This is a genomic window from Arthrobacter sp. MAHUQ-56 (genome assembly GCF_019710585.1).
Lineage (GTDB): Bacteria > Actinomycetota > Actinomycetes > Actinomycetales > Micrococcaceae > Arthrobacter.
Genome location: NZ_JAIFZQ010000016.1, coordinates 423,899 through 444,030, shown reverse-complemented (window position 1 = coordinate 444,030; position 20,132 = coordinate 423,899). Strand labels below are relative to the sequence as shown.

Here is a 20,132-nt window from a genome sequence, read left to right as displayed (position 1 = left end):
CGAGATGCGCCCATAGCTCAGCTGGATAGAGCGTCTGTCTACGGAACAGAAGGTCAGGGGTTCGAATCCCTTTGGGCGCACCAACAAGGTCCGCACCGGTTCGCCGGTGCGGACCTTTTTTGTGCCCGCCCACGCAATCCCCGGCTAGGCTGTCCACATGAGGTCCGATGCCCTGGAGCGCGAATTCGACGTTGTTGTTATTGGCGCAGGCGCCGCAGGCGAGAACGTGGCTGACCGGGTGGTCCAGGGCGGGCTTTCTGCCGTGCTCGTGGAAGCGGAACTGGTCGGCGGGGAGTGCTCGTACTGGGCCTGCATGCCCTCCAAAGCGCTCCTGAGGCCCGGGACCGCCCTGCACGGAGCCCAGACGTCACCAGGCGCCAAGGAAGCAGTGACCCGGACCCTCGATGCAGCCGCCGTCCTGCAGCGCAGGAACTACTTCACATCCAACTGGCAGGACGACAGCCAGGTCGATTGGGTCAAGGAAGCCGGCATCGAACTGGTCCGCGGCCATGCCTGGCTCACCGGCACCAGGGAAGTTGAAGTCGCCGGAACGGACGGCACGCAGCACCGCCTCCAGGCGAGGCATGCCGTAGTGCTCGCCACGGGCTCCACCCCCAACACGCCTCCCATCGACGGCCTGCAGGACGTAGAGGTATGGGGCACGCGGGAAGCGACGTCCGCGGGCGAGGTTCCGGAACGGCTCGCGGTGCTGGGCGGCGGCGTGGCCGGGGCCGAGCTTGCGCAGGCCTTCGCCCGGCTGGGGTCGGCAGTCACCCTGATTGCGCGCAGCGGGTTGTTGGGCAACTTTCCGGAGGAGGCCGCCGCCCTGGTTGCGGCCGGGCTGCGGGCTGACGGCGTTGAGCTGCGGCTCCACACGGCGACAGAACGCATCAGCGAAAACGGCGACGGAACCCTCACCCTGGCACTGGGTGACGGCAGCACCGTTACGGCCGGGAGGGTGCTCGTCTCAACCGGCCGGCACCCTGCCCTCGAGGGCCTGGGCCTGGAGAGCGTCGGTGTCCGCCCGAACGAATCCGGGCACCTGTCCCTCACTACCGACGCAACGGGCCTGGTCCAGGGAGTGGCCGGAGACGGGCCCTGGCTTTACGCCGTGGGGGACGCGGCCGGCAAGAACCTGTACACGCACCAGGGAAAATACGAGGCCCGCGCCACTGGAGACGCCATCGCCGCGCGTGCCAAGGGCGAACTTAGGGGACGCCCGGCGGACTGGACCCGGTATGCCCAGACCGCCAACCAGCATGCGGTTCCCGGCGTCGTCTTCACCGACCCCGAGCTGGCGAGCGTCGGCCGGACCGTGCAGGCCGCGCGGAAGGACGGCTACAACGTTTCCTCTGTTGAACTCCCCATCCAGGTGGCCGGCTCCTCCCTTCACTCCGAGAACTATGAGGGGTGGGCCCAGCTAGTGGTGGACGAGGACCGCAAGGTCCTCCTGGGTGCAACCTTCGCCGGCCCGGACGTATCCGAGCTGCTGCACGCGGCAACGATCGCCGTGGTGGGGGAAGTGCCGCTGGAGCGACTCTGGCACGCCGTTCCTTCCTACCCGACCATCAGCGAAGTATGGCTCCGGCTGCTCGAAAAGTACGGCCTTTAACGTCTATTTGAACTGACCGGTCAGTTCGGTTAGCCTTAACGCAGCACCTCCTGCGAAAGGCCCTTCTTGCTTTCAGCACACCAGCTCCATGCCAAAGGACGCCGGGACCCGTTGCTTCCACCCACCACCCTTGCCGTTGCCCGCGGCGAGCTGCTGCTTGTCACCGGCGAGCGGCAGGACCAGCGCACTGCCCTGGCCCTGCTCCTCAGCGGCCGGATGAAGCCCACCGGCGGGGAGCTTGGCTGGGACAACAGCCGCCGGACCAAGCAGCTTCGCCTGGCGGCGGCGCTGGTGGACTCCCCCGGCGTCAATGAGCCCGAGGAACACCTGAGCGTCCGCGACCTGGTGACCGAGGACCTCGCCCTGATCCCCCGCCGCTACCGGGGCGCCCTGCTCAGCGGCCCATGGCTGAAGGTCAACCGCTTCGAGGACATCGCAGCCCTGTGGACGGAGCAGCTGGAGCCCGGGCGCAGGCTGGAACTGCTGACGGCCCTGGCCCTGGCCAACCCGCGCACGGACCTGCTGGTGGTGGATTCCCCGGACCGGCACAGCGCGGACCTCGACACCTGGTTGCCCAGGCTCCAGGAGCTGGCGTCCGACGCCGGGCGGCCGCTCGCCGTCGTGGCGGCAGTCAGCGCCGTCCCCGCGCCGTGGGACGGGCCGGTGGCGGTGATCGGCAACGCGGAAGCGGCCGAAACCGGGCAGGACCCAGAAGACCAGGAAGCAACAGAAGACCAGGAAACCGAACTCGAAACCGAGGTTGCCAAGTGACTGTCCTGCGGCTGGCCCGCTCCGAACTCAAGCGCATGACCGGCGGCCTGCTGCCCAAGCTGACGATCCTGGCGCTGACCATGGTTCCACTGCTTTACGGAGCGGTCTACCTGTATGCGAACTGGGATCCCTACGGGCACCTCAACAACCTTGATGCCGCCTTGGTAGTGGAGGACGCGGGTGCAACAACAGCTGGCGGCACACGCCTGGAAGCCGGCACGAAGGTGGCCGACAGCCTGGTGGAAAGCAACGTGTTCCATTGGGTGCCCGTAGCCAGCTCAACGGAAGCGGATGCAGGAGTCAGCAGCGGGCAGTACGCCTTCGCGCTGAAGATCCCCCGGGACTTCTCGGCCAACCTGGTCTCCCCCGGCAGCTTCGATTCCGCGAGCCAGGCCATGCTGAATGTCACCACGAACGATGCCAACAACTACCTCCTCAGCACCATCGTGGACAAGCTGACCACAGCCGTACACACCACAGTGGCCAAGGAAGTCGGCGAGGAAACAGCAAACCAGCTGCTCACGGGTTTTGGCACCATCCACAACCGGATGGTCCAGGCAGCGGGCGGTGCTTCCCAGCTTGCCGACGGCGTCGCCACCCTGCGGGACGGAACCGTCACCCTCCACGAAGGAACGTCGGCGCTGAGCCGCGGCGCGGACCAGCTGTACGCCGGCCAGCTCAAGCTGCGGGACGGCGCCAACCAGCTGACCGATGGCGCGGGCCAGCTGAGCAGTGGCCTGTCCGTCCTCAAGGACAAGACCGCCACTCTGCCCACCGACACCCAGACGCTCGCAACGGGCGCCGCGCAGGTGGCCGCGGGGAACGCCCAGCTCAACGCCAAGGTGCAGGACGTGGCAGCCCAGCTGGAGGCTGCCGACCAGGGCATGCGGACCCGTGTGGCGGATTCCAACGCAAGGCTGGTCGCGTCAGGCGTGCTCACGCAGGAGCAGGCGGACCGGATCCTCGCCGATTTCGACGCCACCGCTGCGTCCAGCCCCGTTGCGGCGGCGAAGAGCAAGATCCAGACAGACGCCGAACAGGTGCAGCAGCTGGCCAACGGTTCAGAGGCCGTCAGCGTCGGCGCCTCCCAGCTGGCCGCCGGCATGCCGGCGCTGAAGGAAGGCATCGCTCAGGGGTCGGCCGGAGCAGACAAGCTGCACACCGGCGCGGCCACCCTGGCCACCGGTGAGCAGACCGCCGTCGACGGTGCAGCAGGGCTCGCGGACGGGGCACGGAAGGTCGACGCCGGGGCAGCGCAGGTAGCGGACGGCGCAGGCCAGGCCGCCACCGGGTCCCGCACGCTCGCGGACGAGATCGGTAAGGGCGCGGGCCAGGTGCCCAACCCGGACGATGCCCAGAAGAACAACCTGTCGCGGGTGATGGCCGATCCCGTGGCCGTCAGCAATGTCTCCCAGGCGAAGGCGGACTCGTACGGAGCCGGGCTGGCGCCGTTCTTCCTGACGCTTGCGTTGTGGATCGGGATCTTCATGCTGGTCCAGGCCATGCGGCCCATGACCCAGCGGGCCCTGGCGTCCAACGCTCCCTCGTGGAAGATCGCCCTGGGCGGCTGGCTTCCGTTCCTGCTGGTTTCCGTGGCCCAGGCTTCGCTCCTGACGCTGGTGGTGGATGTTGGCCTGGGGCTGAATCCGGCGCATCCGGTCCTGATGTGGCTCCTGATGCTCGCGGCGGCCATGGCTTTCAGCGCCCTGATCCAGGGCATCGTGGCGCTGCTGGACTCGCCCGGCAAGCTGGTGGTGCTGATCCTGCTGGTCCTCCAGCTGGTCTCCTCCGGCGGGACCTTCCCGTGGCAGACCACCCCGGAACCGCTCCATGTGGTGCACCAGCTCCTTCCGATGGGCTACGTGGTGACGGGCATGCGGCACCTGATTTACGGTGCTGACCTGTCGATGATCGTCCCCACCCTTGCCGGCCTCCTGGGCTACACGGTGCTGGGCGCAGCCATGTCCACGCTCGCGGTCCGCAAGAACAAGTACTGGACGCTGAAGACCCTCAAACCGGAGATTGCCGTATGACCCTGGAAGGGCCTGCCGCTGCCAAAGGGCTCCGGCCGGCACGGACTACAGCCACCCGCCAGAAGCTCTTCGATGCCTCCATGGAACTGATCGGCGAGCGCGGCGCCGCCAGCGTGACCGTGGATGAGATCGCCGCTGCTGCCGGGGTTTCCAAGGGCACGGTGTATTACAACTTCGGCAGCAAGTCCGAGCTCATCGCGCAGCTTCTGCGCCATGGCGTGGACATCCTCAAAGCCCGGCTGCTGGCGGCTGCCGATGGGACCGGTTCAGGGGTGTCCGGCGCGGTGAAGGGCGGGGCGGAAGACGCCCGCGATCCGTTGCTGGCCATGGAGTCGATGATCGGCCAGGCCATGGATTTTATGGCCGAGTACCCGTCCTTCGCGCGTCTGTGGGTCAGCGAGAACTGGCGGATTCCCAGCGAGTGGCAGGGCACGTTCGCGGTGCTGCGCGGAGAACTGCTCGAGGTCATTGGGAGGGCAGTGGACAATGTTGCCCGCGCCTATCCGGTGGATGAGTCGGTGTCCCGCGGGAGCCTGGAGACCGCGATCTTCGGCGCCTGCTTTGTGGTGGGCCTGGACCGGCAGACGTACAACCCCGAGCGGACCCGTGACCAAAGCGTTGCAGCAATCATGGCGATCATGCGCGGCTACGTCCTGGCGGGGCCGGCTCCTCGGGGATGATGGAGCCTATGCGGCACATGGGGAAGAGCGGAAAGTTCGCGGTCATCTGCGGCGTCGTCACGGCAGGGCTACTGGTGCTTACCGGGATGACCCTCGCGGAACCGGTGTTCATCGCGTTCCTCGGCGTCCTGGCCCTGGCCTACCTGGCCGCGGTCGCCGAGGTGCTGCACCGGCGCCGGCGCCTGGTCCTGCTGGCCGCAGGCGCCGGCACCGCCCTCACCCTCGGCTTTTCCCTGGCGTTCCTCAGTACGTGGGAGCTGGCCTTCGACGGGCAGCCCTCTTTCCTGGGCACCCCGCTGCCCACCCACGACCCCGACAACTACTTCCTGGGTGCCGCCTGCGCGGCCGTGGCCACCCTTGGGGTCCTCTTCCTTGGCGCCATGTGGCCGGGCAGGAAGCGGGCGACGGCGGCCCGCAGGCCAGCAGTACGGCCGGCGGCACAGCGCGCCGCATCGCAGCGCGCCACAACTTCGCCGGGGCGCGGCACCACGGCGGCGCGCAGCCAGCGGGCAGCCTCACCACGGACTGGGGGCCAGGCGCCGGCCGGCCAGTCGCCCCCCGTTCAGCGGACGTCGGCCTCCCGCACCCCCGCCCGGGGGACGTCCGCCACGGCCAGGCGGGCGCCGTCATCCGCGTCATCCGCGCCCAGGCAGGCACCCCGCCCCGGCAGCGGTTCGGCGCCCCGGCGCTGACGCCGCGTGCCGCCCGTGAGCACCGCCGTCGCCACGCCTCCCAGCAGGATCAGCCCGCCCGCCAGTTCCGTGGGTGTGGGCGCCTCCCCCAGCACCAGCCAGGCCGCGCTCATGCCCACCACCGGGACCAGCAGCGTGAAGGGAACAACGGCCGACGACGGGTGCCCGGCGAGGAGCCGGTTCCAGATTCCGTAGCCCACCAGGGAGGCGAAGATTGCGGTGTACAGCGCGCTGAGGATAGTGGGCCCCTGCAGGTTGGACAACGAATCCCATACGGTGTCCGGCCCGTCCACCAGCACCGACAGCGCCCCGAGCGGCAGCGGCACCACCGCACCGGACCAGACCACCAACCCCAGCCCTGAAGCTGCCTTCGCCCTGCGGACGATGACGTTCCCGGTGGCCCATGACAGCGCCGCCGCCAGGACGATGAGCAGCGGCAGGAGCGGTGCCACTGCACTGCGCCCCACGGCCACCACAGCAAGGCCTGCCACTCCCAGCACAACGCCCGCGATTTGCCGCCGGCTGGGCCGTTCCCCCAGGAAACCGGCGGCGAGCAGGACGGTCAGCAGCACCTGGGCCTGCAGGACCAGCGACGCAAGCCCCGCCGGCATGCCCAGCGCCATGGCCAGGTAGAGAAGGCCGAACTGGCCGGCGCTCATGAAGAGTCCGACGCCGATGATCGCCTTCCAGCTGACGTCCGGCTTCCGGATGAAGAAGATCCACGGCAGGACAACCAGGACGAAGCGCATGGCAACGAACAGGAGCGGGGGGAAGTCCTGGCCCCCGGCGTGCAGTCCGATGTCGATGGCCACGAAGTTCAGGCCCCACAGCAGGGCCACGAGGACGGCAAGGAGGGAGTCGCGGAGGTTCACGCTCCCACTCTGGCAGAGGAATGGATGAAGCACCAGCGTCCAATCATGCATGGGATCATGTAGGTTTTCTTCATGATTGATATCGGATCGCTGCGGGCCCTTGCGGCCATCGAGCAGCACGGCTCCGTGGTGGCCGCCTCGGAGGTTACGGGGTTCAGCCCCTCAGCGGTCTCGCAGCAGGTGAAGAAGCTGGAAAAGGAGGCCGGGTTCGCCGTCCTGGAACGCCGCGGCCGGGGTGTGCTGCTGACGGAGCGGGGACTGGCCCTGGCGGCGTACGGGCGGCGCATCCTTGCCGAACTCGAAGAGCTGCAGTCCACACTGCTGGCGGATCCGGCCAAGCCCAGCGGCAGCCTCAGGGTGGTTGCCTTTTCCACCGCCTGCCGGGGACTGGTGGGCCCGCTGCTGGCGCGGCTGGAGCGGTCAGGGACGGCGCTTCGGCTTGCGGTCCTGGCGGAGGATCCGAGGGAAGCTGTGGCCAGGGTAGCCAACGGCGAGGCCGACCTGGGCCTGGTGCACAACTGGAACTCCGTGCCCCTGGTGATTCCGGAGCACCTCACGCTGGAGTGGCTGTGCGAGGACGTCGCGGATGTCCTGGTGCACCGGAGCCACCCGCTGGCACGGCGGCCGGAGGTGGAGCCGGCTGAGCTTGTTGACGAGCGCTGGATCAGCACGCCGGCGGGGGCGATCTGCAACGAAGCCCTGCTGCGGATTTTCGCGGATCTCGGGCGGGTCCCGGATATCCGTGTCTACGACCCCGATTTCGCGACGCACATCGCCCTGGTGGAACAGGCGGTCGCGGTGGCTCTTGTCCCCCGGCTGGGCAGGCCGGCATTGCCGCCGGACGTCGTCGCCGTTCCGGTGGTCAACCCGGTCCAGGCCCGGCAGGTGGGGCTCGTCCACCGGAGGACCATGACGGCGAGCCCGGGCATCAGGCACGTGGCGGGGATGCTGCACGAGATCGCCTCGAGCGGGCCTGCCGACGGCGGGACTGCCCCGGGTGCGGTGGACCCTAGTGGGCGCGGGGAACCTTGAACTTGGTAATCCTGGCGTCCTGCCCATCCAGTTCAGCCCAGGGCTTTTCGGTTTCGAGGACCGTGAGTGCATTGGTGGGGAACCTGGTGGCAGCGTCCATGTAGGCGTCGTGGTCGGAGTCGCGGGACGCCAGGTGCATGGCCAGGTCCTGCACGCCGGGCAGGTGCGCGATCAGCATCAGTGTCGTCACGGTGTCGGGTACATGGTTGACGACGGTCAGCATCCGGAGGGCCGAGGCAGCGTACAGGCCGTCCTCGAGTTTGGGCGTGGGCGCCTTGTCCCCCAGCTCGGAGCAGACCCACGTGCAGGTCTGGCGGGTACGCAGGGCACTGGAGCAGAGGATGAAGTCCGGGACGATGTTGTGCTTGAGCAGCCACCGGCCGGCCAGCGGCGCTTCCCGGTGTCCGCGCTCCTCCAGCGGCCGCTCATGGTCGGCTACGCCACCGGGCCAGTCAGCCTTGGCATGGCGCATGATCACAAGGCGTCGGACATGGTGCGAACTCATGGCTAAAGCCTAGCGCCAGGCGGTTCGGTCCACAGTGGCAGGGGAACGCGGAAGCGCCCGCCCAGTGGGGCAGGCGCTTTCGCGTGAAACCTAGATGGAGTATTCCGGAGCGGCCCAGACGATGACCTCCGGGTGCTCGTAGAACCGGTAGCCCTGGCCACGGACCGTGCGAACGGTGTTGGCGAGGCGGCCCAGCTTGGAGCGGAGGCGGCGGATGTGGACGTCGATGGTGCGCTCGTTGGGCACCTCTTCGGCGTTGCGCCACAGGCCTTCGAGGAGTTCGTCGCGGCCCACGGTGCGGGTGCCGTTTTCCACCAGGTAGTTCAGCAGTTCGAACTCTTTGAAGGTCAGGTTCAGCGATTCGCCGTCGAGGTGGACTTCGCGGCGGGCAAGGTCGATCAGGACGCCGGACGGGCGCGGCTCCTGCGGCTGGGCGGGGCGCGGTGCCTCGGTGCGCTGGCGGGCGTTGACGGTGGGGTCGCCAAAGGTGGAACGGACGACGTCGAGCGCGGAACCGGGGGTGCCGGCCGGGGCTACAGCAACAGCTGCGTAGCTCTCTGCACCGGATACCAGGGACTGGGCGTAGGCGCGGATCTCCTGGGCGAGCTTGGCGATGGAAGTGCCTGCTGCCGCAGCAGTCTCCTCGTCAATTCCCATGTAGAGCACGAACCCGCGGGCGACGTTGTCGTTGGCTACCGGACGTACCGGGTTTGAACCTGCCACCACAGGGGTAGGAGCCGTGATGGGAGCGGACTCGGCCGGGTGGACGGCACGAAGCTGGCCGTAGGAATTGGGGTTGTAGCCCTGGGGAGCGTAGCCCGGGGCGGGGAAGCTGCTTCCGGAGGACGAAGGTGCCAAGGAGGGGCGCGGCCCGAATCCGGGACGCAGGCCGGAGGCCTGGCCTGCCTTGGCGGCGTTACGGACAGAGATGTGGACGTATCCGGATGCAACTGACATGGAATGCTTACCTCAATGTGAATGGCCGCCTTCGCGGCTCGAATGCTGTCTTTCCCGTCTCACGGACCGGGAGGGGCGCCCGACGCTGGGCTGGGTGGGCGAATGCCTAAGAACTTCGAAGGGTGGGAAGGTCAGGCGTGCATTCGACAACAGCGCATGTCGGCAGCAGCGGATGTGCTGGGCCAATATTCTGCGGCTGCAGGTGCTGTTGAGTTCTTGTTCACATTGGAAGTGTGCCGCGTAACAATGACAACTTGCAAGTAACAATGGACCAAATCGTCCGCATGGTGAGACAAATCCGCGAATTGTGTTGCAGATCACGATTCTGTGTGGAGCAAAGAATAACGTTCGTTATCCAAGGCGAAGCCCGGCAGTTGACCTAATACAGAATTTCGTTCGCTCAGATCCTCGTTTACCGAATCGCAGTAAATTTCACGCGCTTGACATAGAATCGCCAACCCCGGCCGCAGCTTGTCCAGTCCGCGTCCTGCCTTCAGCGAAGAATTTTTGCGCCTACGCCGGCGCTGAAGGCAGGAGATGCCGGCGATGAGCATGGACGCGTGAGTTGGGGACGCCGGCGATGAGCATCCAACAGGGTCTTCCGCGTTGCTGTGCACGGGCTGTGCGGCAGGCCAAGCCGGCTGCGGCCTCACTACCAACGGGCAAACGGCGTGCCCGGCCCCGTCCCGCCGCACCAGCCAGGTGGCTAGGCTTGGGCTCACAGCTGCAGCACAGGAACCGCAAAGCATCGGCAAACCGACAGAACGGAGAGTTGTCCCATGGCATCCCCGCACTCCATGACCAACAACCTTCCGCAGCTCACACACCCTGACGGTTCCCCGATCCGCGCCCTGGTGGTGGACGACGAGCCGAGCCTTTCCGAGCTGATGAGCATGGGCCTGCGCATGGCTGGCTGGTCAGTGGCCGTCGCCGCGGACGGGCCCACCGCGGTGAAGCTCGCCAAGGATTTCCATCCCGATGTCCTGGTGTTGGACGTCATGCTCCCGGGCTTCGACGGCGTGGAGTTGCTCGGCAGGATCCGCGCCTTCGCGCCGGAGGTGCCCGCGCTCTTCCTCACCGCCAAGGACGACGTCCAGGACCGGATCGTGGGCCTCGCGGCCGGCGGGGACGACTACGTCACCAAGCCCTTCAGCATGGAAGAGGTCCTGCTGCGCCTGCATCGCCTGGTCCAGCGCTCCGGCGTTGCCGCCATGGACACTGCCGAACTGGTGGTGGGCGACCTGATCCTGAACGTGGACACCCGCGAGGTCACCCGCGCCGGAGAGGACGTCCAGCTGACGGCAACGCAGTTCGAGCTGCTGCGCTACCTGATGGAGAACCCCAAGCGCGTGGTCAGCAAGGCGCAGATCCTGGACCACGTGTGGGACTACGACTTTGGCGGCCAGGCCAACATTGTGGAACTCTACATTTCCTACCTGCGCAAGAAGATCGACGCCAACCACCCGCCAATGATCCACACCGTGCGCGGGGCGGGCTACGTCATCAAGCCCGCGGACTGACCAAGGAAACGCATGCCGTCGCTTTCCAGTGTTCCCCGGCCTGCGGGCCGGTCCTGGTTCAACCCTTCCACCTGGCACCTCCGCACCCGCCTGATCCTGCTCTCCATGGCCCTGCTGGTAGCGATCTCCAGTGCGATCGGAGTCGTCAGCTACGCCACCATGGACGTGGTCCTCACCAACCAGCTGGATTCGCAATTGATGCAGGCCTCCCGCGGCCGCCCGCCCGAGGGCAACCCCTCAGGACGCCCCGACCCGCTGGACGCGCGCGGACAGAGCGTCGGCACGCTCAACGCCCGGGTGGTGAACGGGCAGGTGGGCAGTGCAGCCGGTTTCCTGTCCTCCGACGCGACCCGCACCGCCCTGACGGCCCGGGACGTCACCATCCTGGAGGCACTCCCCCACAACGGAGAACCCGTTAACCGGACGCTCTCCAAGGGCGATTACCGGCTTCTGGCGACTGCAACCCCTTACGGAGACGTGGTGATTACTGGACTGCCGCTGGCGACGAAGCAAAATACCGAGGCGTCGCTCGTGCTGACCATGGTGTTGGTGTCCCTCGGCGGCCTGGCCCTGATCGGACTGGCCGGAACCGCCCTGATCCGCCGGACCATGCGGCCGCTGGAGCAGTTGTCCGACGTCGCGACCAAGGTGTCGCAGCTGCCGCTTGATGCCGGCGAAGTGGCGCTGGCCGTGCGTGTCCCGCCCGCCGCTGCCCACCCCGGGACCGAGGTGGGCAGCGTTGGCCATGCGCTGAACCTGATGCTGGACAACGTCTCCAACGCGCTGGAGGCACGGCAGCGCAGCGAAATGAAAGTGCGGCAGTTCGTGGCCGATGCCTCCCATGAGCTCCGGACCCCGCTGACGGCGATCCGCGGTTATACCGAACTGATGCGCATGACTGAGACCCTCACCGAAGACGGCTGGAAGTCGCTGGGTCGGGTGCAAAGCCAGTCCGAGCGGATGACGGCGCTGGTGGAGGACCTGCTGCTGCTGGCCAGGCTGGACGAAGGCAAGGCGCCCGACACCACCGACGTGGATCTGACCCAACTCGTGGTCGAAACCGTCAGTGACGAAAAGGTGATGGCACCGGACCACACCTGGCAGCTGCAGTTGCCCGACGAACCCGTCTCCGTCCGCGGGGACACCATCCAACTGCACCAGGTACTGGCAAACCTGCTCTCGAATGCACGCAAGCACACGCCCGTGGGCACCACGGTGACTACCGGTGTGATGCGCTCGGCCGACGGCAGCGTGGTGGTCACTGTGACCGACGACGGGCCAGGTATCCCTGCGGAGTTCCAGGGCAGGATCTTCTCGCGCTTCGCCCGGGCGGACGCAGCCCGTTCCGGCGCGGAAGGCTCATCCGGGGAGGGTTCGTCCGGGCTGGGGCTTTCCATCGTGGAGTCGATCGTCAAAGCCCATGGCGGCACCGTGGAACTGGCCTCCCGGCCCGGCAGGACAGAGTTCGCCGTGCGCCTTCCCGGAACCAGGCGCTGACAACGCAGCAAGCGTTAAGCCACTGCCAGGCTGATAACGACTGGTGACGGCGTGCAACGCGACGCGCCACTCATCGTGACTTCCGTTACCCAAATGTGACTTAAGCGCTGGCTTCCTGTACCGTCGATTGAGTGCGGCCCGCGTTCGGACCGCAATCCCGGGTTGACGCCAAGCTCTGCCACTTCCCGGATTCCGCTTTAGCAACGGCAGAGGCGGGGGACCCACCGTCCCGGGCATTGACTGCCCTTGGGGTTAAGCAGCACGTGATCATTCCGTGCTGCCGGATGCCCTCATCCGAACCCGACAGCTAACTCCGCAGGTGTGAGAGGCGATAAACCATGTCCAAAAACACGGCAGAACCCTGCCTGCAGTCCAAGTCAAAACACCGGGCCAAACCCGAGGCAGCCAAGAAAAGCACCCTCGGCCGGCGGGCCGCCATCCTTGCGGCGTCCTGCGCCGTGCTGGTTGGCGTAGGCGCCGCAGGCCAGGCCACCAGCAGCATCGCGCCGGTGTCGGCCACTGGGGCACACTCTTCCACAGCAGCTTCCGACGCCCAAATGAGCATCGAGAAGAGCGAGATCCGGTCGAATCCGGCAGTGACCGCCGCTCCCGCGCCTATCAGCGTGGCACCCCAGGCCGCCGAGCCGGCACCCGCTCCGTCCGCTCCCCCTGTCGAGGCGGCACCTGCTCCCGCCCCCGCACCCGAGCCTGCTCCCGCCGTCGCGGTCAATGATCCTGCCGGCGCCCAGGCTTACGCGGCCAGCCAGCTGGCATCCTTTGGCTGGAGCGCCGACCAGATGCAGTGCCTGAAGACGCTGTGGACCAAGGAATCGGACTGGACCACCACGGCCACCAATGCCAGCAGCGGGGCCTACGGCATCGTGCAGTCGTTGCCGGCCGAAAAGATGGCCGCCGCCGGCGCGGATTACCTCACCAATTACCGCACCCAGATCAACTGGGGCCTGGACTACATCAAGAAGAGCTACGACTCTCCCTGTGGCGCCCTGAACTTCCACCTGGCCCACAACTGGTATTAGGACCCACCCACACTTGCCGCCAAGCGCGTAATCCAGCACCCGCAGCAGCCCGCATCCCTGGATGCGGGCTGCTGCCGCGTTAATCAGCCTGCAGCCTGCCCCGCGTTCCGCCACGGGATGTACTGGACAGCCCACTTGTTGCCGTCCGGATCTGCGAAGTACACAAAGTGGCCCCACGGCAGCACTTCAACATCACTGACGTCCACACCGTTGTTCTTCAGGTGGTCGTGCGCTTCCTGGATGTCGTCGACCACCATCTGAAGAACGGTTCCCGTGCCGGCAGGGGCGTCCAAAAGCCCCTCGCCCATACAGATGGAGCAGGCAGAGCCGGGCGGCGTTAGCTGTACAAAGCGGACGTCGTCCGAAGGCCGCTCGTCGTAGTCCGCGTTGAAGCCCACCTTGTTGACATAGAAGTCCTTGGCGCGGTCAACGTCGGATACAGGGACAAAGACAAGTTCGAGTTTCCAGTCCATCCGCACAGGCTAGCGGCGGGACCCTGATGGGAAAAGGGTTGCAGGCTACCCGGCAATGCCGTAGAGGCGGTCACCGGCGTCGCCGAGGCCCGGAACGATGTACGACTTGTCGTTGAGCTTTTCGTCGATGGATGCCAGGACAATGTGCACGTTGGCGCCCGACAGCTCTTCCTCAAGCCGGGCAAGGCCTTCGGGTGCAGCGAGCAAGCAGATGCAGGTGACATCGGACGCGCCGCGCTTGAACAGGAACTTGATGGCCTCGCGCAGCGTCCCGCCAGTGGCCAGCATCGGGTCCAGGACGAAGACCTGGCGGCCGGTCAGGTCCTCGGGAAGGCGCTCCGCATAGGTGATGATGTCCAGCGTTTCCTCATCCCGGGCCATGCCCAGGAAGCCCACCTCGGCGGTGGGAACCAGCTTGGTCATGCCCTCAAGCATCCCCAGGCCGGCCCGCAGGATGGGGACCACAAGCGGCGTGGGCTTGGTAAAGGCCGTGCCGACGGTGGTGCTGACGGGAGTCTGGATGGTGACGGGCTCGGTGCGGACCTCACGGGTAGCCTCGTAGGCCAGCAGGGTGACCAGCTCCTCCGTCAACTGGCGGAAGACCGGCGACGGCGTGTTCTTGTCCCTCAGGACGGTGAGCTTGTGGGCAACCAGCGGGTGGTCAACAACGAGAGTGCGCATCCCCCAAAACTATCACCCGCCGGTACCGTGCCCCGGGCCGGAAGGACCGCCGTCGTGCAGTTCCTGGGCCACCACGTCGCGGACCACGGGACGGTCGAACGACGGCGGCGCACCGGCGTGCTCCCGGCGCCGGACAAGGTGGAAGAGCCTGTGTGCCAGGATCACTATGGCCACCCAGGCAAGCCCAAGGATCCAGCCGGCCATGACGTCGGTCAGCCAGTGGTGGCCGAGGAAGACCCGGCTCAGGCCCATGGCAATGATGAAGAGAGTCCCCGCAGTGATTGCTGTGACGCGGGTCCACATCACGTTGAACTGCAGGCAGATGAGGTAGACGATCAGGCTGATCACCACGGTGGTGTTTAGGGTATGGCCGCTGGGGAACGAGGGTGAATCCTCATAGGGCGGCACGGCGTCGGCGTGGTCCGGCCGGGTGCGGCCCACGAGCTTCTTCCCCAGCGTGGTGGCCGTGATGGACACTGCGGCCGCGCCGCCAACGAGGACAAGGGGGCGCCAGTTGCGGCTCAGGAAGGTCAGCCAGGCCGTGAGGATGCTGGCAAGGATGGGCATGCCGACGCCGCCCCCGATATTCGTGAACCCGGTGACCGCGGCATTGAAGCCGGGGTTCCGCAGGGTCTCCGCATATGCCAGGGCAGGCTTGTCCAGGTTCGCCAGTCCGGCCGAGTCCACCACGTCGTCGTACACCTCGGCGCCGAGCAGTGCCAGGGACACGATGATCACGCCGCCCACGAGGATGGGGAGGACCAGCGCGGCGTATGGCTTGAACCAAATACCCAAACGGTCCCGAAGACTGTCCATGGTGCCTCCCGGCATCGGTAAGTAACCTGAGTATCCCCGAAACTATCATTGAGCCATGCCGTTGCCCGAAAAGAAACACGACGCCTGGATGGGGCTCGCCCTGACGGAGGCCCGCCGGGCGCTCAGCACCGAGGATGTGCCCATCGGGGCCGTGGTGATAGGGCCCGACGGCGAGGTGCTGGGTTCCGGACGCAACCAGCGCGAGGAGCTGGGAGACCCCACGGCCCACGCCGAGGTTGTTGCGATCCGGGAGGCGGCCGGGCGGCTCCGGGAGCGGGCCAGGGCCGGCGGCGGCAGCGGTGACGGCTGGCGGCTTTCCGACTGCACGCTGGTTGTCACCCTGGAACCCTGCGCCATGTGCGCGGGCGCGATTGTCCTGGCCCGGATTCCCCGGGTAGTCTTCGGCGCCTGGGATGAGAAGGCCGGGGCCGCCGGCTCGGTGTTCGACATCCTCCGGGAGCGCCGCCTCAATCATTGGGTCGAGGTGTATCCCGGGGTCCGCGAGCAGGAGTGCGCCGTGCTGCTGCGGGAGTTCTTCGCCGCTCACCGGACCGGGCTCTAGCCTTTCCCTTCCCGGCCTGCCAGCAAATGCAGCACGGTCTGGGCGGTCCCGTTCCAATCCGGGAGCCTCGTCCGCGCCTCCAGGGCAGCCGCCTGCCAGCTCCGCCGGATTCCGGAGTCCTCCAGCCAGCGCCGCAGGACGCCGGCCAACAGCAGAGGACTCTCCTGCCCGCCTTCCGGAAGTGCCACGGCTGCCCCCGGAAGCCGGGCGCCGCCGTCGGCCGCTGCCAACTTTGCGAGGCTGAGCGCCTCCACCGCGCCGGTGCCCGCGCGCACCAGCGCAGGGATGCCGTGCGCCAGGGACTCGGTGACCGCCATCCCGAAGGCCTCGTTCCGGGACACCAGCAGGCTCAAATCGGTGCGCGCCCATTCGGCTTCCAATGCCTCGCCGGTGAGCTCACCAGTCAACTGCACCCGGCTTTCCAATCCCAAGTCCGCGATGGCGGCCTTGACCGTGCCGGCATAGTCGGGATCCGCCTGGTCCGAGCCCACCAGCGACGCGGTCCACTCCAAATCCTGAATCCCTGCCAGGGCTTCCACGGCGAGAAGTTGGTCCTTGTTCGGCAGCAGGGCCGCCACAACGGCCAGATGCGGAGGGTTGGAACCGGGGGCTTCCGGCGCCGGCTCGACCCCGGGAAGTGCCACACTGCTGCCCGTGATTCCCCGCTCCGCGAGCTTGGTTGCGGCCCAGGTGCTGGTGCAGATCACCCCCGTTGCCGCACGGAGTGCCCGCGCCTCCCGTTCCAGGCTGGCCGGGTCCGAAGTTTCCGGCAACGGCATATGCTCCAAAACCCATGTTTCCCGGCCGGCCTTTGCCGCAAGCTCCAGCTCGTCCGGCGCACCCACGGCGACCAGCCCGTCCACGATGACCACAGGCGGCCCTGGACCCACTTCCGGGTCCCGGCCCCCGAGCAGTGCGCCCAGCCGGCGTCGTTCCCTGGCACTGGGAGTTGGCCAGCCGCCCTCGGCGGCGACGACCTCCACCTCTTCCCCAAGCGCTTTCAACCCCGCGACCAAACGGGCGTTGTAGATATTGCCGCCAGAGCTGTGCTGGATGTTGCCGGGGACCAGCAGCCGGATGGAGGCCATGGTCAGGCGGAGAGGTCCAGGGAGTAGGTGGCCCAGGCGTCAGGGTTCTCGCGAAGGGTGACGTCGATCCCCGAGAGCGCGGGCCCGTCGTCAGTGTCCTTGATCCTGGCGGACACTGCCTGGGCAATGTACTCGGCAAGCGCTTCCGTGGTGGTCAGCTTGCCGGCGAAGTCGGGGTGCTCGTCCAGATTGCGGTAGTTCAGGCCGGCGAGTACTTCCTCGATGATGGTTCCGGCGGCACCGATGTCCAGGACGATGGCATCGGAGTTCAGCGCGTGACGGCGGAAGGCCACCTCGGCCACGAACGTCGCCCCGTGCAGGGCTTGGGCGGGGCCGAAGGCTTCCCGGGGAAGGCTGTGGGCGATCATGAAATGGCGGCGTACCGTCAGGCTGAACATATTTACCTCGGGTCCTTGGGAGTCGAATCGGTGCTGGCGTGGTTTGCGGGGCCGCTGTCTGCGGAGTAGTCGATGACGTGGCACAGGGCCTGCAGGGTGCCGTGGGACAGGCTTTGCACCACGTCCGGCAGGTCCTGGAACGCAGACGAGCCGGTCAGGAAGGCGTCGAATACTGGGTCCTTGAGCAGTGAAACGGCCAGGTCCAGGCGGTCGGCGTTGGTCCGGCGGTGGCGGCGGGCGCGCGCCACCATTCCCACCTGGCTCGCCCTGATGGACAGGCGCCGGGCATGGAAGTCCTCACCGAGCGGTACGGTGACCTCCCGGTTGGCGTACCAGGACATTTCGATGACATCGCCTTCGTCGCCCACGAGCTGGAGGCTGCGCTCCAGGCCCTCCTGGGACGCCGAGCAGTGGAATACGATGTCGCAGTCGGCAAGGGCGTCGGCCGGCAGGGCGAAGTCCACGCCCAGGGTGTCCGCCAGCTGCTTCCGCCCGGGATCGAGGTCCACCAACTGGAGGCGGGCCAGCGGGAAGGTGCGCAGCAGCGTGGCCACCATGCTGCCCACCAGCCCGGCGCCGACGACCGCGATCCGGTCCCCCAGTCGCGGCCCGGCCTCCCACAGCGCATTCACCGCCGTTTCGACGGTGCCGGTGAGGACGGCCCGGCGGGACGGGACGTCGTCGGGAATCCTGGTCAGGGAGTCGACGGGAACCACGTAACGGTCCTGGTGCGGGTTCAGGCAGAAGACGCGCTGGCCTTTCCAGCCCTCGGGCCCCTCCTCCACAACGCCCACGGACAGGTACCCGAACTTCACTGGCCCCGGGAAGTGCCCTTCCTGTCGTGGCGCCCGCATTTCCTCTGCGACACGTGGCGGGACCGATCCGGCGTGGACCACCATCTCGGTGCCCTTGCTGATGCCCGAGTAGAGGGCACGGACCAAGGCTTCCCCCGGGCCAGGAGCGGGCACTTCCTCGGACCGGAGCTCGCCGTGCTCCTTGGCGGTGGTCCAGTATGCGGTTGCGTGGATCGGAGTCTGTGGATTCGTCATCTTGCTGATGAATCTAGCCGGATGCGCAGGCAAGGGGAAAGTCCGACGCCGGATGTCGCGGTACTAGGAGCGCCGTCAGCACACGGCGAGGTGCTTGAGCAGTGCTTCTTCCAGGAGGCTTCGTTCCCCTGGCAGTATCCCCGGGGGCCAGTGGGTTGGTTCTCTGTCGTGTTGTTCGGCTGTGTAGGTGCGGCCGGTGGGTGAGGTCCAGCCGGGTGGTTCGTTGATGGTGGCGGGGGTGGGGGTCCAGCCGCTGGTGTGTTTGAGCCGGTGGTGCTTGGGGCAGAGCTGTCCCAAGTTGGAAGCGCCGGTTTCGCCGCCGTTGTGCCAAGCGGTGAGGTGGTCGGATTCGTTGTCCAGTGATCGGTTGGTGCAACCGGGGAAGGTGCACTTGCCGTCGCGCATCCTGATCCAGCGTTTGATTGTCTCGGGGAGCCGGTAGCTTCTGCGGCCGATTTCCAGGGGTGCCCCGTCGCGGGGGTCGACGAGGACGCGGTAGAAGGAGTCCGCCCCGTCTGCGACCAGCCGCCGTGCCATGGAGGCGGGGATCGGTCCGTGGCCGTCGAGGATGGCGGGTTCCTCGGTGAGGCCAAGGAGGGATAGCACCGGAACCATCACCAGCACATCAGCCCTCGGGACGGGAACCTGGCCGAGGGCCGTGGTTCCTGGTTGCGGGGAACTGCCATCGCCGTAGCCGGAGCCGGAGCCGGAGCCGGTGTCGCCGGAGTTGATGGTTCCGGCGCCGAGGAGCAGGCTGGCGGCGATGTCGGGGCGGAGTTGGGTGAGGGTACGGGGTTCGTCGGGTCCTTGGAGGCCGCGGGCGGTGGCGGTGGTGCGGTTCCAGATCGCGGAGGCGGTGTCACCGGGCAGGTAGAGCGTCACCCGGGCCATGCCGTCTTTGTCGGGCCGGTATTCCATCCGCCGGTCGGCGGCGCTTTTGGCGTGGCGTTCTTCGATCGATTCGGGGTGGTGGCGTTCGCGCCAGGTACGGGCCTTGGCCCGGAACCGTGACGGGACGAGCTCGCCGGGGGCGGCGCCGCGGGCAGGGTTCGGGGCTCCGGGGTCGAAGAAGTGCGCCACCAGGGACGCCGCCCCGGCAGGGCTCAGGCCCTCGGTTTCATCCACGACGACCTTCGCGTGCTGCCACGACACCGCCCCGGAAGACAAAGCCTCCATGACCGGCGGCAGCGAGCAGACCTGCTGCGCCTGGTGGACGAAAGCCCCGGCTGCCGCGGAGCTGATGGTCAGGACGCCGGCGATCTCCTCCACCGCGGACATTTCCGCGTAGGTGCGTTCCGGCACGGACGCGTCCGGCGGGGTCATGGCCTGCTGGATCCGGATGGATTCGGCCGCGTCCTGGGCTTTAGCGGCGGCGATCATTGCCTCCAGCTTCGAATAGCCGGCCAGCCGATCCAGCCGGATCCCGTACTGCCGCTGCAACACATCCACATCGGCAACAGCAGCGCCACGGCCATCAGCGCCAGCAGAAGCAAGCGCAGCCTCCTCCAGGAACAGCGCATCAAGCGCAGCGACAGAGGCGCGAAAACCCTCCATCGCCGTCCCTGAACCGCTCACTGCGCCCCTGCTGATTCCCATACGAACATCATCCAACGGGGGTCTGACATTTTGAGTTTGCCTCCGGTCGCAGCCACCCTGAGCCGGCATGCAAGGGCAATCCCTGCAGAACCCCTCGGAAAAAGTGCCTGGGCCAGCCACGTTTTGGGGATGTAGGCCTCGCTCCGGTACCCTATTGAGGTTGGTGACGTGTCCGAGCGGCCGAAGGTGCAACACTCGAAATGTTGTTTGGTGTAACAGCCAACGTGGGTTCAAATCCCACCGTCACCGCCACGTAGAAAG

General features: G+C 67.2%; 19 protein-coding genes, 2 tRNA genes and 1 riboswitch. Of the genes, 11 read left to right on the top strand and 10 right to left on the bottom strand.

The genetic code is table 11. The features are described 5' to 3' along the window. Nucleotides 1-6: 6 nt before the first annotated feature. The 5 genes from K4G53_RS10035 (at nucleotide 7) to K4G53_RS10015 (ending at nucleotide 5,096) form a co-directional block, all read left to right on the top strand. Nucleotides 7-83, top strand: a tRNA-Arg gene (locus K4G53_RS10035). 74 nt (nucleotides 84-157) lie between these two features. Continuing rightward, entirely contained in the window at nucleotides 158-1,612 is a 1,455-nt protein-coding gene (locus K4G53_RS10030; protein WP_221385542.1) for an NAD(P)/FAD-dependent oxidoreductase, read from the top strand. Nucleotides 1,613-1,678: 66 nt separating this feature from the next. Then, on the top strand, nucleotides 1,679-2,383 hold the full coding sequence (locus K4G53_RS10025) for an ABC transporter ATP-binding protein (RefSeq protein WP_221385541.1): 705 nt from the start codon (nucleotides 1,679-1,681) through the stop codon (nucleotides 2,381-2,383). Further along, the gene (locus tag K4G53_RS10020; RefSeq protein WP_221385540.1) at nucleotides 2,380-4,416 is read left to right on the top strand and encodes a YhgE/Pip family protein; all 2,037 of its coding nucleotides are present in this window, start codon (nucleotides 2,380-2,382) and stop codon (nucleotides 4,414-4,416) included. Before K4G53_RS10025 ends, K4G53_RS10020 begins: the two co-directional genes overlap by 4 nt. Further along, nucleotides 4,413-5,096, top strand: coding sequence for a TetR/AcrR family transcriptional regulator (locus K4G53_RS10015; RefSeq protein WP_221385539.1), 684 nt, complete (start codon nucleotides 4,413-4,415; stop codon nucleotides 5,094-5,096). Before K4G53_RS10020 ends, K4G53_RS10015 begins: the two co-directional genes overlap by 4 nt. Before the next feature lie 562 nt (nucleotides 5,097-5,658). Here the strand turns inward: K4G53_RS10015 and K4G53_RS10010 are convergent. Next, nucleotides 5,659-6,660 (bottom strand): EamA family transporter, encoded by a 1,002-nt coding sequence (locus K4G53_RS10010; protein WP_221385538.1) that lies wholly within the window; start codon nucleotides 6,658-6,660, stop codon nucleotides 5,659-5,661. A 72-nt stretch (nucleotides 6,661-6,732) separates the two neighbouring features. Between K4G53_RS10010 and K4G53_RS10005 the strand changes: the two genes are divergently transcribed. Then, complete coding sequence (locus K4G53_RS10005; RefSeq protein WP_221385537.1) at nucleotides 6,733-7,692, top strand: LysR family transcriptional regulator; 960 nt, start codon at nucleotides 6,733-6,735, stop codon at nucleotides 7,690-7,692. On the opposite strand, the gene K4G53_RS10000 is transcribed toward K4G53_RS10005, so the two are convergent. Beyond that, entirely contained in the window at nucleotides 7,670-8,197 is a 528-nt protein-coding gene (locus K4G53_RS10000; protein ID WP_221385536.1) for a histidine phosphatase family protein, read from the bottom strand. The genes K4G53_RS10005 and K4G53_RS10000 overlap by 23 nt on opposite strands. Nucleotides 8,198-8,287: 90 nt before the next feature. Next, a complete protein-coding gene (locus K4G53_RS09995; protein WP_221385535.1) occupies nucleotides 8,288-9,154 on the bottom strand; it encodes a winged helix-turn-helix domain-containing protein in 867 nt (288 codons plus the stop codon). A gap of 779 nt (nucleotides 9,155-9,933) precedes the next feature. Between K4G53_RS09995 and K4G53_RS09990 the strand changes: the two genes are divergently transcribed. The 3 genes from K4G53_RS09990 (at nucleotide 9,934) to K4G53_RS09980 (ending at nucleotide 13,208) form a co-directional block, all read left to right on the top strand. Beyond that, nucleotides 9,934-10,674, top strand: coding sequence for a response regulator transcription factor (locus K4G53_RS09990; protein ID WP_221385534.1), 741 nt, complete (start codon nucleotides 9,934-9,936; stop codon nucleotides 10,672-10,674). Nucleotides 10,675-10,686: 12 nt separating this feature from the next. Then, complete coding sequence (locus K4G53_RS09985) at nucleotides 10,687-12,171, top strand: HAMP domain-containing sensor histidine kinase (RefSeq protein ID WP_221385533.1); 1,485 nt, start codon at nucleotides 10,687-10,689, stop codon at nucleotides 12,169-12,171. A gap of 173 nt (nucleotides 12,172-12,344) precedes the next feature. After that, nucleotides 12,345-12,506: riboswitch (cyclic di-AMP (ydaO/yuaA leader) on the top strand. 3 nt (nucleotides 12,507-12,509) lie between these two features. After that, the gene (locus K4G53_RS09980; RefSeq protein ID WP_221385532.1) at nucleotides 12,510-13,208 is read left to right on the top strand and encodes a hypothetical protein; all 699 of its coding nucleotides are present in this window, start codon (nucleotides 12,510-12,512) and stop codon (nucleotides 13,206-13,208) included. An 83-nt stretch (nucleotides 13,209-13,291) separates the two neighbouring features. Here K4G53_RS09980 and K4G53_RS09975 read toward each other — a convergent pair whose 3' ends face one another. Genes K4G53_RS09975 through K4G53_RS09965 form a run of 3 tightly spaced genes read right to left on the bottom strand, consistent with a single transcriptional unit; the run spans nucleotide 13,292 to nucleotide 15,178 of the window. Continuing rightward, nucleotides 13,292-13,681: a glyoxalase superfamily protein gene (locus K4G53_RS09975; RefSeq protein ID WP_221385531.1), complete on the bottom strand. Its 390-nt coding sequence runs from the start codon at nucleotides 13,679-13,681 to the stop codon at nucleotides 13,292-13,294. A 45-nt stretch (nucleotides 13,682-13,726) separates the two neighbouring features. Further along, complete coding sequence (gene upp, locus K4G53_RS09970) at nucleotides 13,727-14,362, bottom strand: uracil phosphoribosyltransferase (protein WP_221385530.1); 636 nt, start codon at nucleotides 14,360-14,362, stop codon at nucleotides 13,727-13,729. Between the two features lie 12 nt (nucleotides 14,363-14,374). Next, nucleotides 14,375-15,178, bottom strand: coding sequence for a phosphatase PAP2 family protein (locus K4G53_RS09965; RefSeq protein WP_260323459.1), 804 nt, complete (start codon nucleotides 15,176-15,178; stop codon nucleotides 14,375-14,377). Nucleotides 15,179-15,233: 55 nt separating this feature from the next. Between K4G53_RS09965 and tadA the strand changes: the two genes are divergently transcribed. Next, nucleotides 15,234-15,740, top strand: a complete 507-nt coding sequence (gene tadA / locus K4G53_RS09960) for a tRNA adenosine(34) deaminase TadA (RefSeq protein WP_221385528.1) — start codon at nucleotides 15,234-15,236, stop codon at nucleotides 15,738-15,740. On the opposite strand, the gene K4G53_RS09955 is transcribed toward tadA, so the two are convergent. The 4 genes from K4G53_RS09955 to K4G53_RS09940 all read right to left on the bottom strand — a co-directional run bounded on the left by K4G53_RS09955 (nucleotide 15,737) and on the right by K4G53_RS09940 (nucleotide 19,871). Beyond that, nucleotides 15,737-16,828 carry a glycosyltransferase family 4 protein gene (locus K4G53_RS09955; RefSeq protein ID WP_221385527.1) on the bottom strand — a complete coding sequence of 364 codons (1,092 nt, stop codon included), beginning with the start codon at nucleotides 16,826-16,828 and terminating at the stop codon, nucleotides 15,737-15,739. The genes tadA and K4G53_RS09955 overlap by 4 nt on opposite strands. A gap of 2 nt (nucleotides 16,829-16,830) precedes the next feature. Next, complete coding sequence (locus tag K4G53_RS09950) at nucleotides 16,831-17,226, bottom strand: 6-carboxytetrahydropterin synthase (RefSeq protein WP_221385526.1); 396 nt, start codon at nucleotides 17,224-17,226, stop codon at nucleotides 16,831-16,833. Between the two features lie 2 nt (nucleotides 17,227-17,228). Further along, nucleotides 17,229-18,275, bottom strand: a complete 1,047-nt coding sequence (locus K4G53_RS09945) for a zinc-binding alcohol dehydrogenase (protein WP_260323458.1) — start codon at nucleotides 18,273-18,275, stop codon at nucleotides 17,229-17,231. A 75-nt stretch (nucleotides 18,276-18,350) separates the two neighbouring features. Next, a complete protein-coding gene (locus tag K4G53_RS09940) occupies nucleotides 18,351-19,871 on the bottom strand; it encodes an HNH endonuclease signature motif containing protein (protein ID WP_260323457.1) in 1,521 nt (506 codons plus the stop codon). Nucleotides 19,872-20,033: 162 nt separating this feature from the next. Here K4G53_RS09940 and K4G53_RS09935 point away from each other — a divergent pair. After that, nucleotides 20,034-20,123, top strand: a tRNA-Ser gene (locus K4G53_RS09935). Nucleotides 20,124-20,132: the final 9 nt, after the last annotated feature.

Bases quoted from the DNA above. Each gene is read 5' to 3' on its own strand.
- K4G53_RS10030 (WP_221385542.1), top strand. From the start codon at position 158: ATGAGGTCCGATGCCCTGGAGCGCGAATTCGACGTTGTTGTTATTGGC.
- K4G53_RS10015 (WP_221385539.1), top strand. From the start codon at position 4,413: ATGACCCTGGAAGGGCCTGCCGCTGCCAAAGGGCTCCGGCCGGCACGG.
- K4G53_RS10005 (WP_221385537.1), top strand. From the start codon at position 6,733: ATGATTGATATCGGATCGCTGCGGGCCCTTGCGGCCATCGAGCAGCAC.
- K4G53_RS10000 (WP_221385536.1), bottom strand. From the start codon at position 8,197: ATGAGTTCGCACCATGTCCGACGCCTTGTGATCATGCGCCATGCCAAG.
- K4G53_RS09995 (WP_221385535.1), bottom strand. From the start codon at position 9,154: ATGTCAGTTGCATCCGGATACGTCCACATCTCTGTCCGTAACGCCGCC.
- K4G53_RS09990 (WP_221385534.1), top strand. From the start codon at position 9,934: ATGGCATCCCCGCACTCCATGACCAACAACCTTCCGCAGCTCACACAC.
- K4G53_RS09985 (WP_221385533.1), top strand. From the start codon at position 10,687: ATGCCGTCGCTTTCCAGTGTTCCCCGGCCTGCGGGCCGGTCCTGGTTC.
- K4G53_RS09980 (WP_221385532.1), top strand. From the start codon at position 12,510: ATGTCCAAAAACACGGCAGAACCCTGCCTGCAGTCCAAGTCAAAACAC.
- K4G53_RS09975 (WP_221385531.1), bottom strand. From the start codon at position 13,681: ATGGACTGGAAACTCGAACTTGTCTTTGTCCCTGTATCCGACGTTGAC.
- upp (WP_221385530.1), bottom strand. From the start codon at position 14,362: ATGCGCACTCTCGTTGTTGACCACCCGCTGGTTGCCCACAAGCTCACC.
- K4G53_RS09965 (WP_260323459.1), bottom strand. From the start codon at position 15,178: ATGGACAGTCTTCGGGACCGTTTGGGTATTTGGTTCAAGCCATACGCC.
- tadA (WP_221385528.1), top strand. From the start codon at position 15,234: ATGCCGTTGCCCGAAAAGAAACACGACGCCTGGATGGGGCTCGCCCTG.
- K4G53_RS09955 (WP_221385527.1), bottom strand. From the start codon at position 16,828: ATGGCCTCCATCCGGCTGCTGGTCCCCGGCAACATCCAGCACAGCTCT.
- K4G53_RS09950 (WP_221385526.1), bottom strand. From the start codon at position 17,226: ATGTTCAGCCTGACGGTACGCCGCCATTTCATGATCGCCCACAGCCTT.
- K4G53_RS09945 (WP_260323458.1), bottom strand. From the start codon at position 18,275: ATGACGAATCCACAGACTCCGATCCACGCAACCGCATACTGGACCACC.
- K4G53_RS09940 (WP_260323457.1), bottom strand. From the start codon at position 19,871: ATGGGAATCAGCAGGGGCGCAGTGAGCGGTTCAGGGACGGCGATGGAG.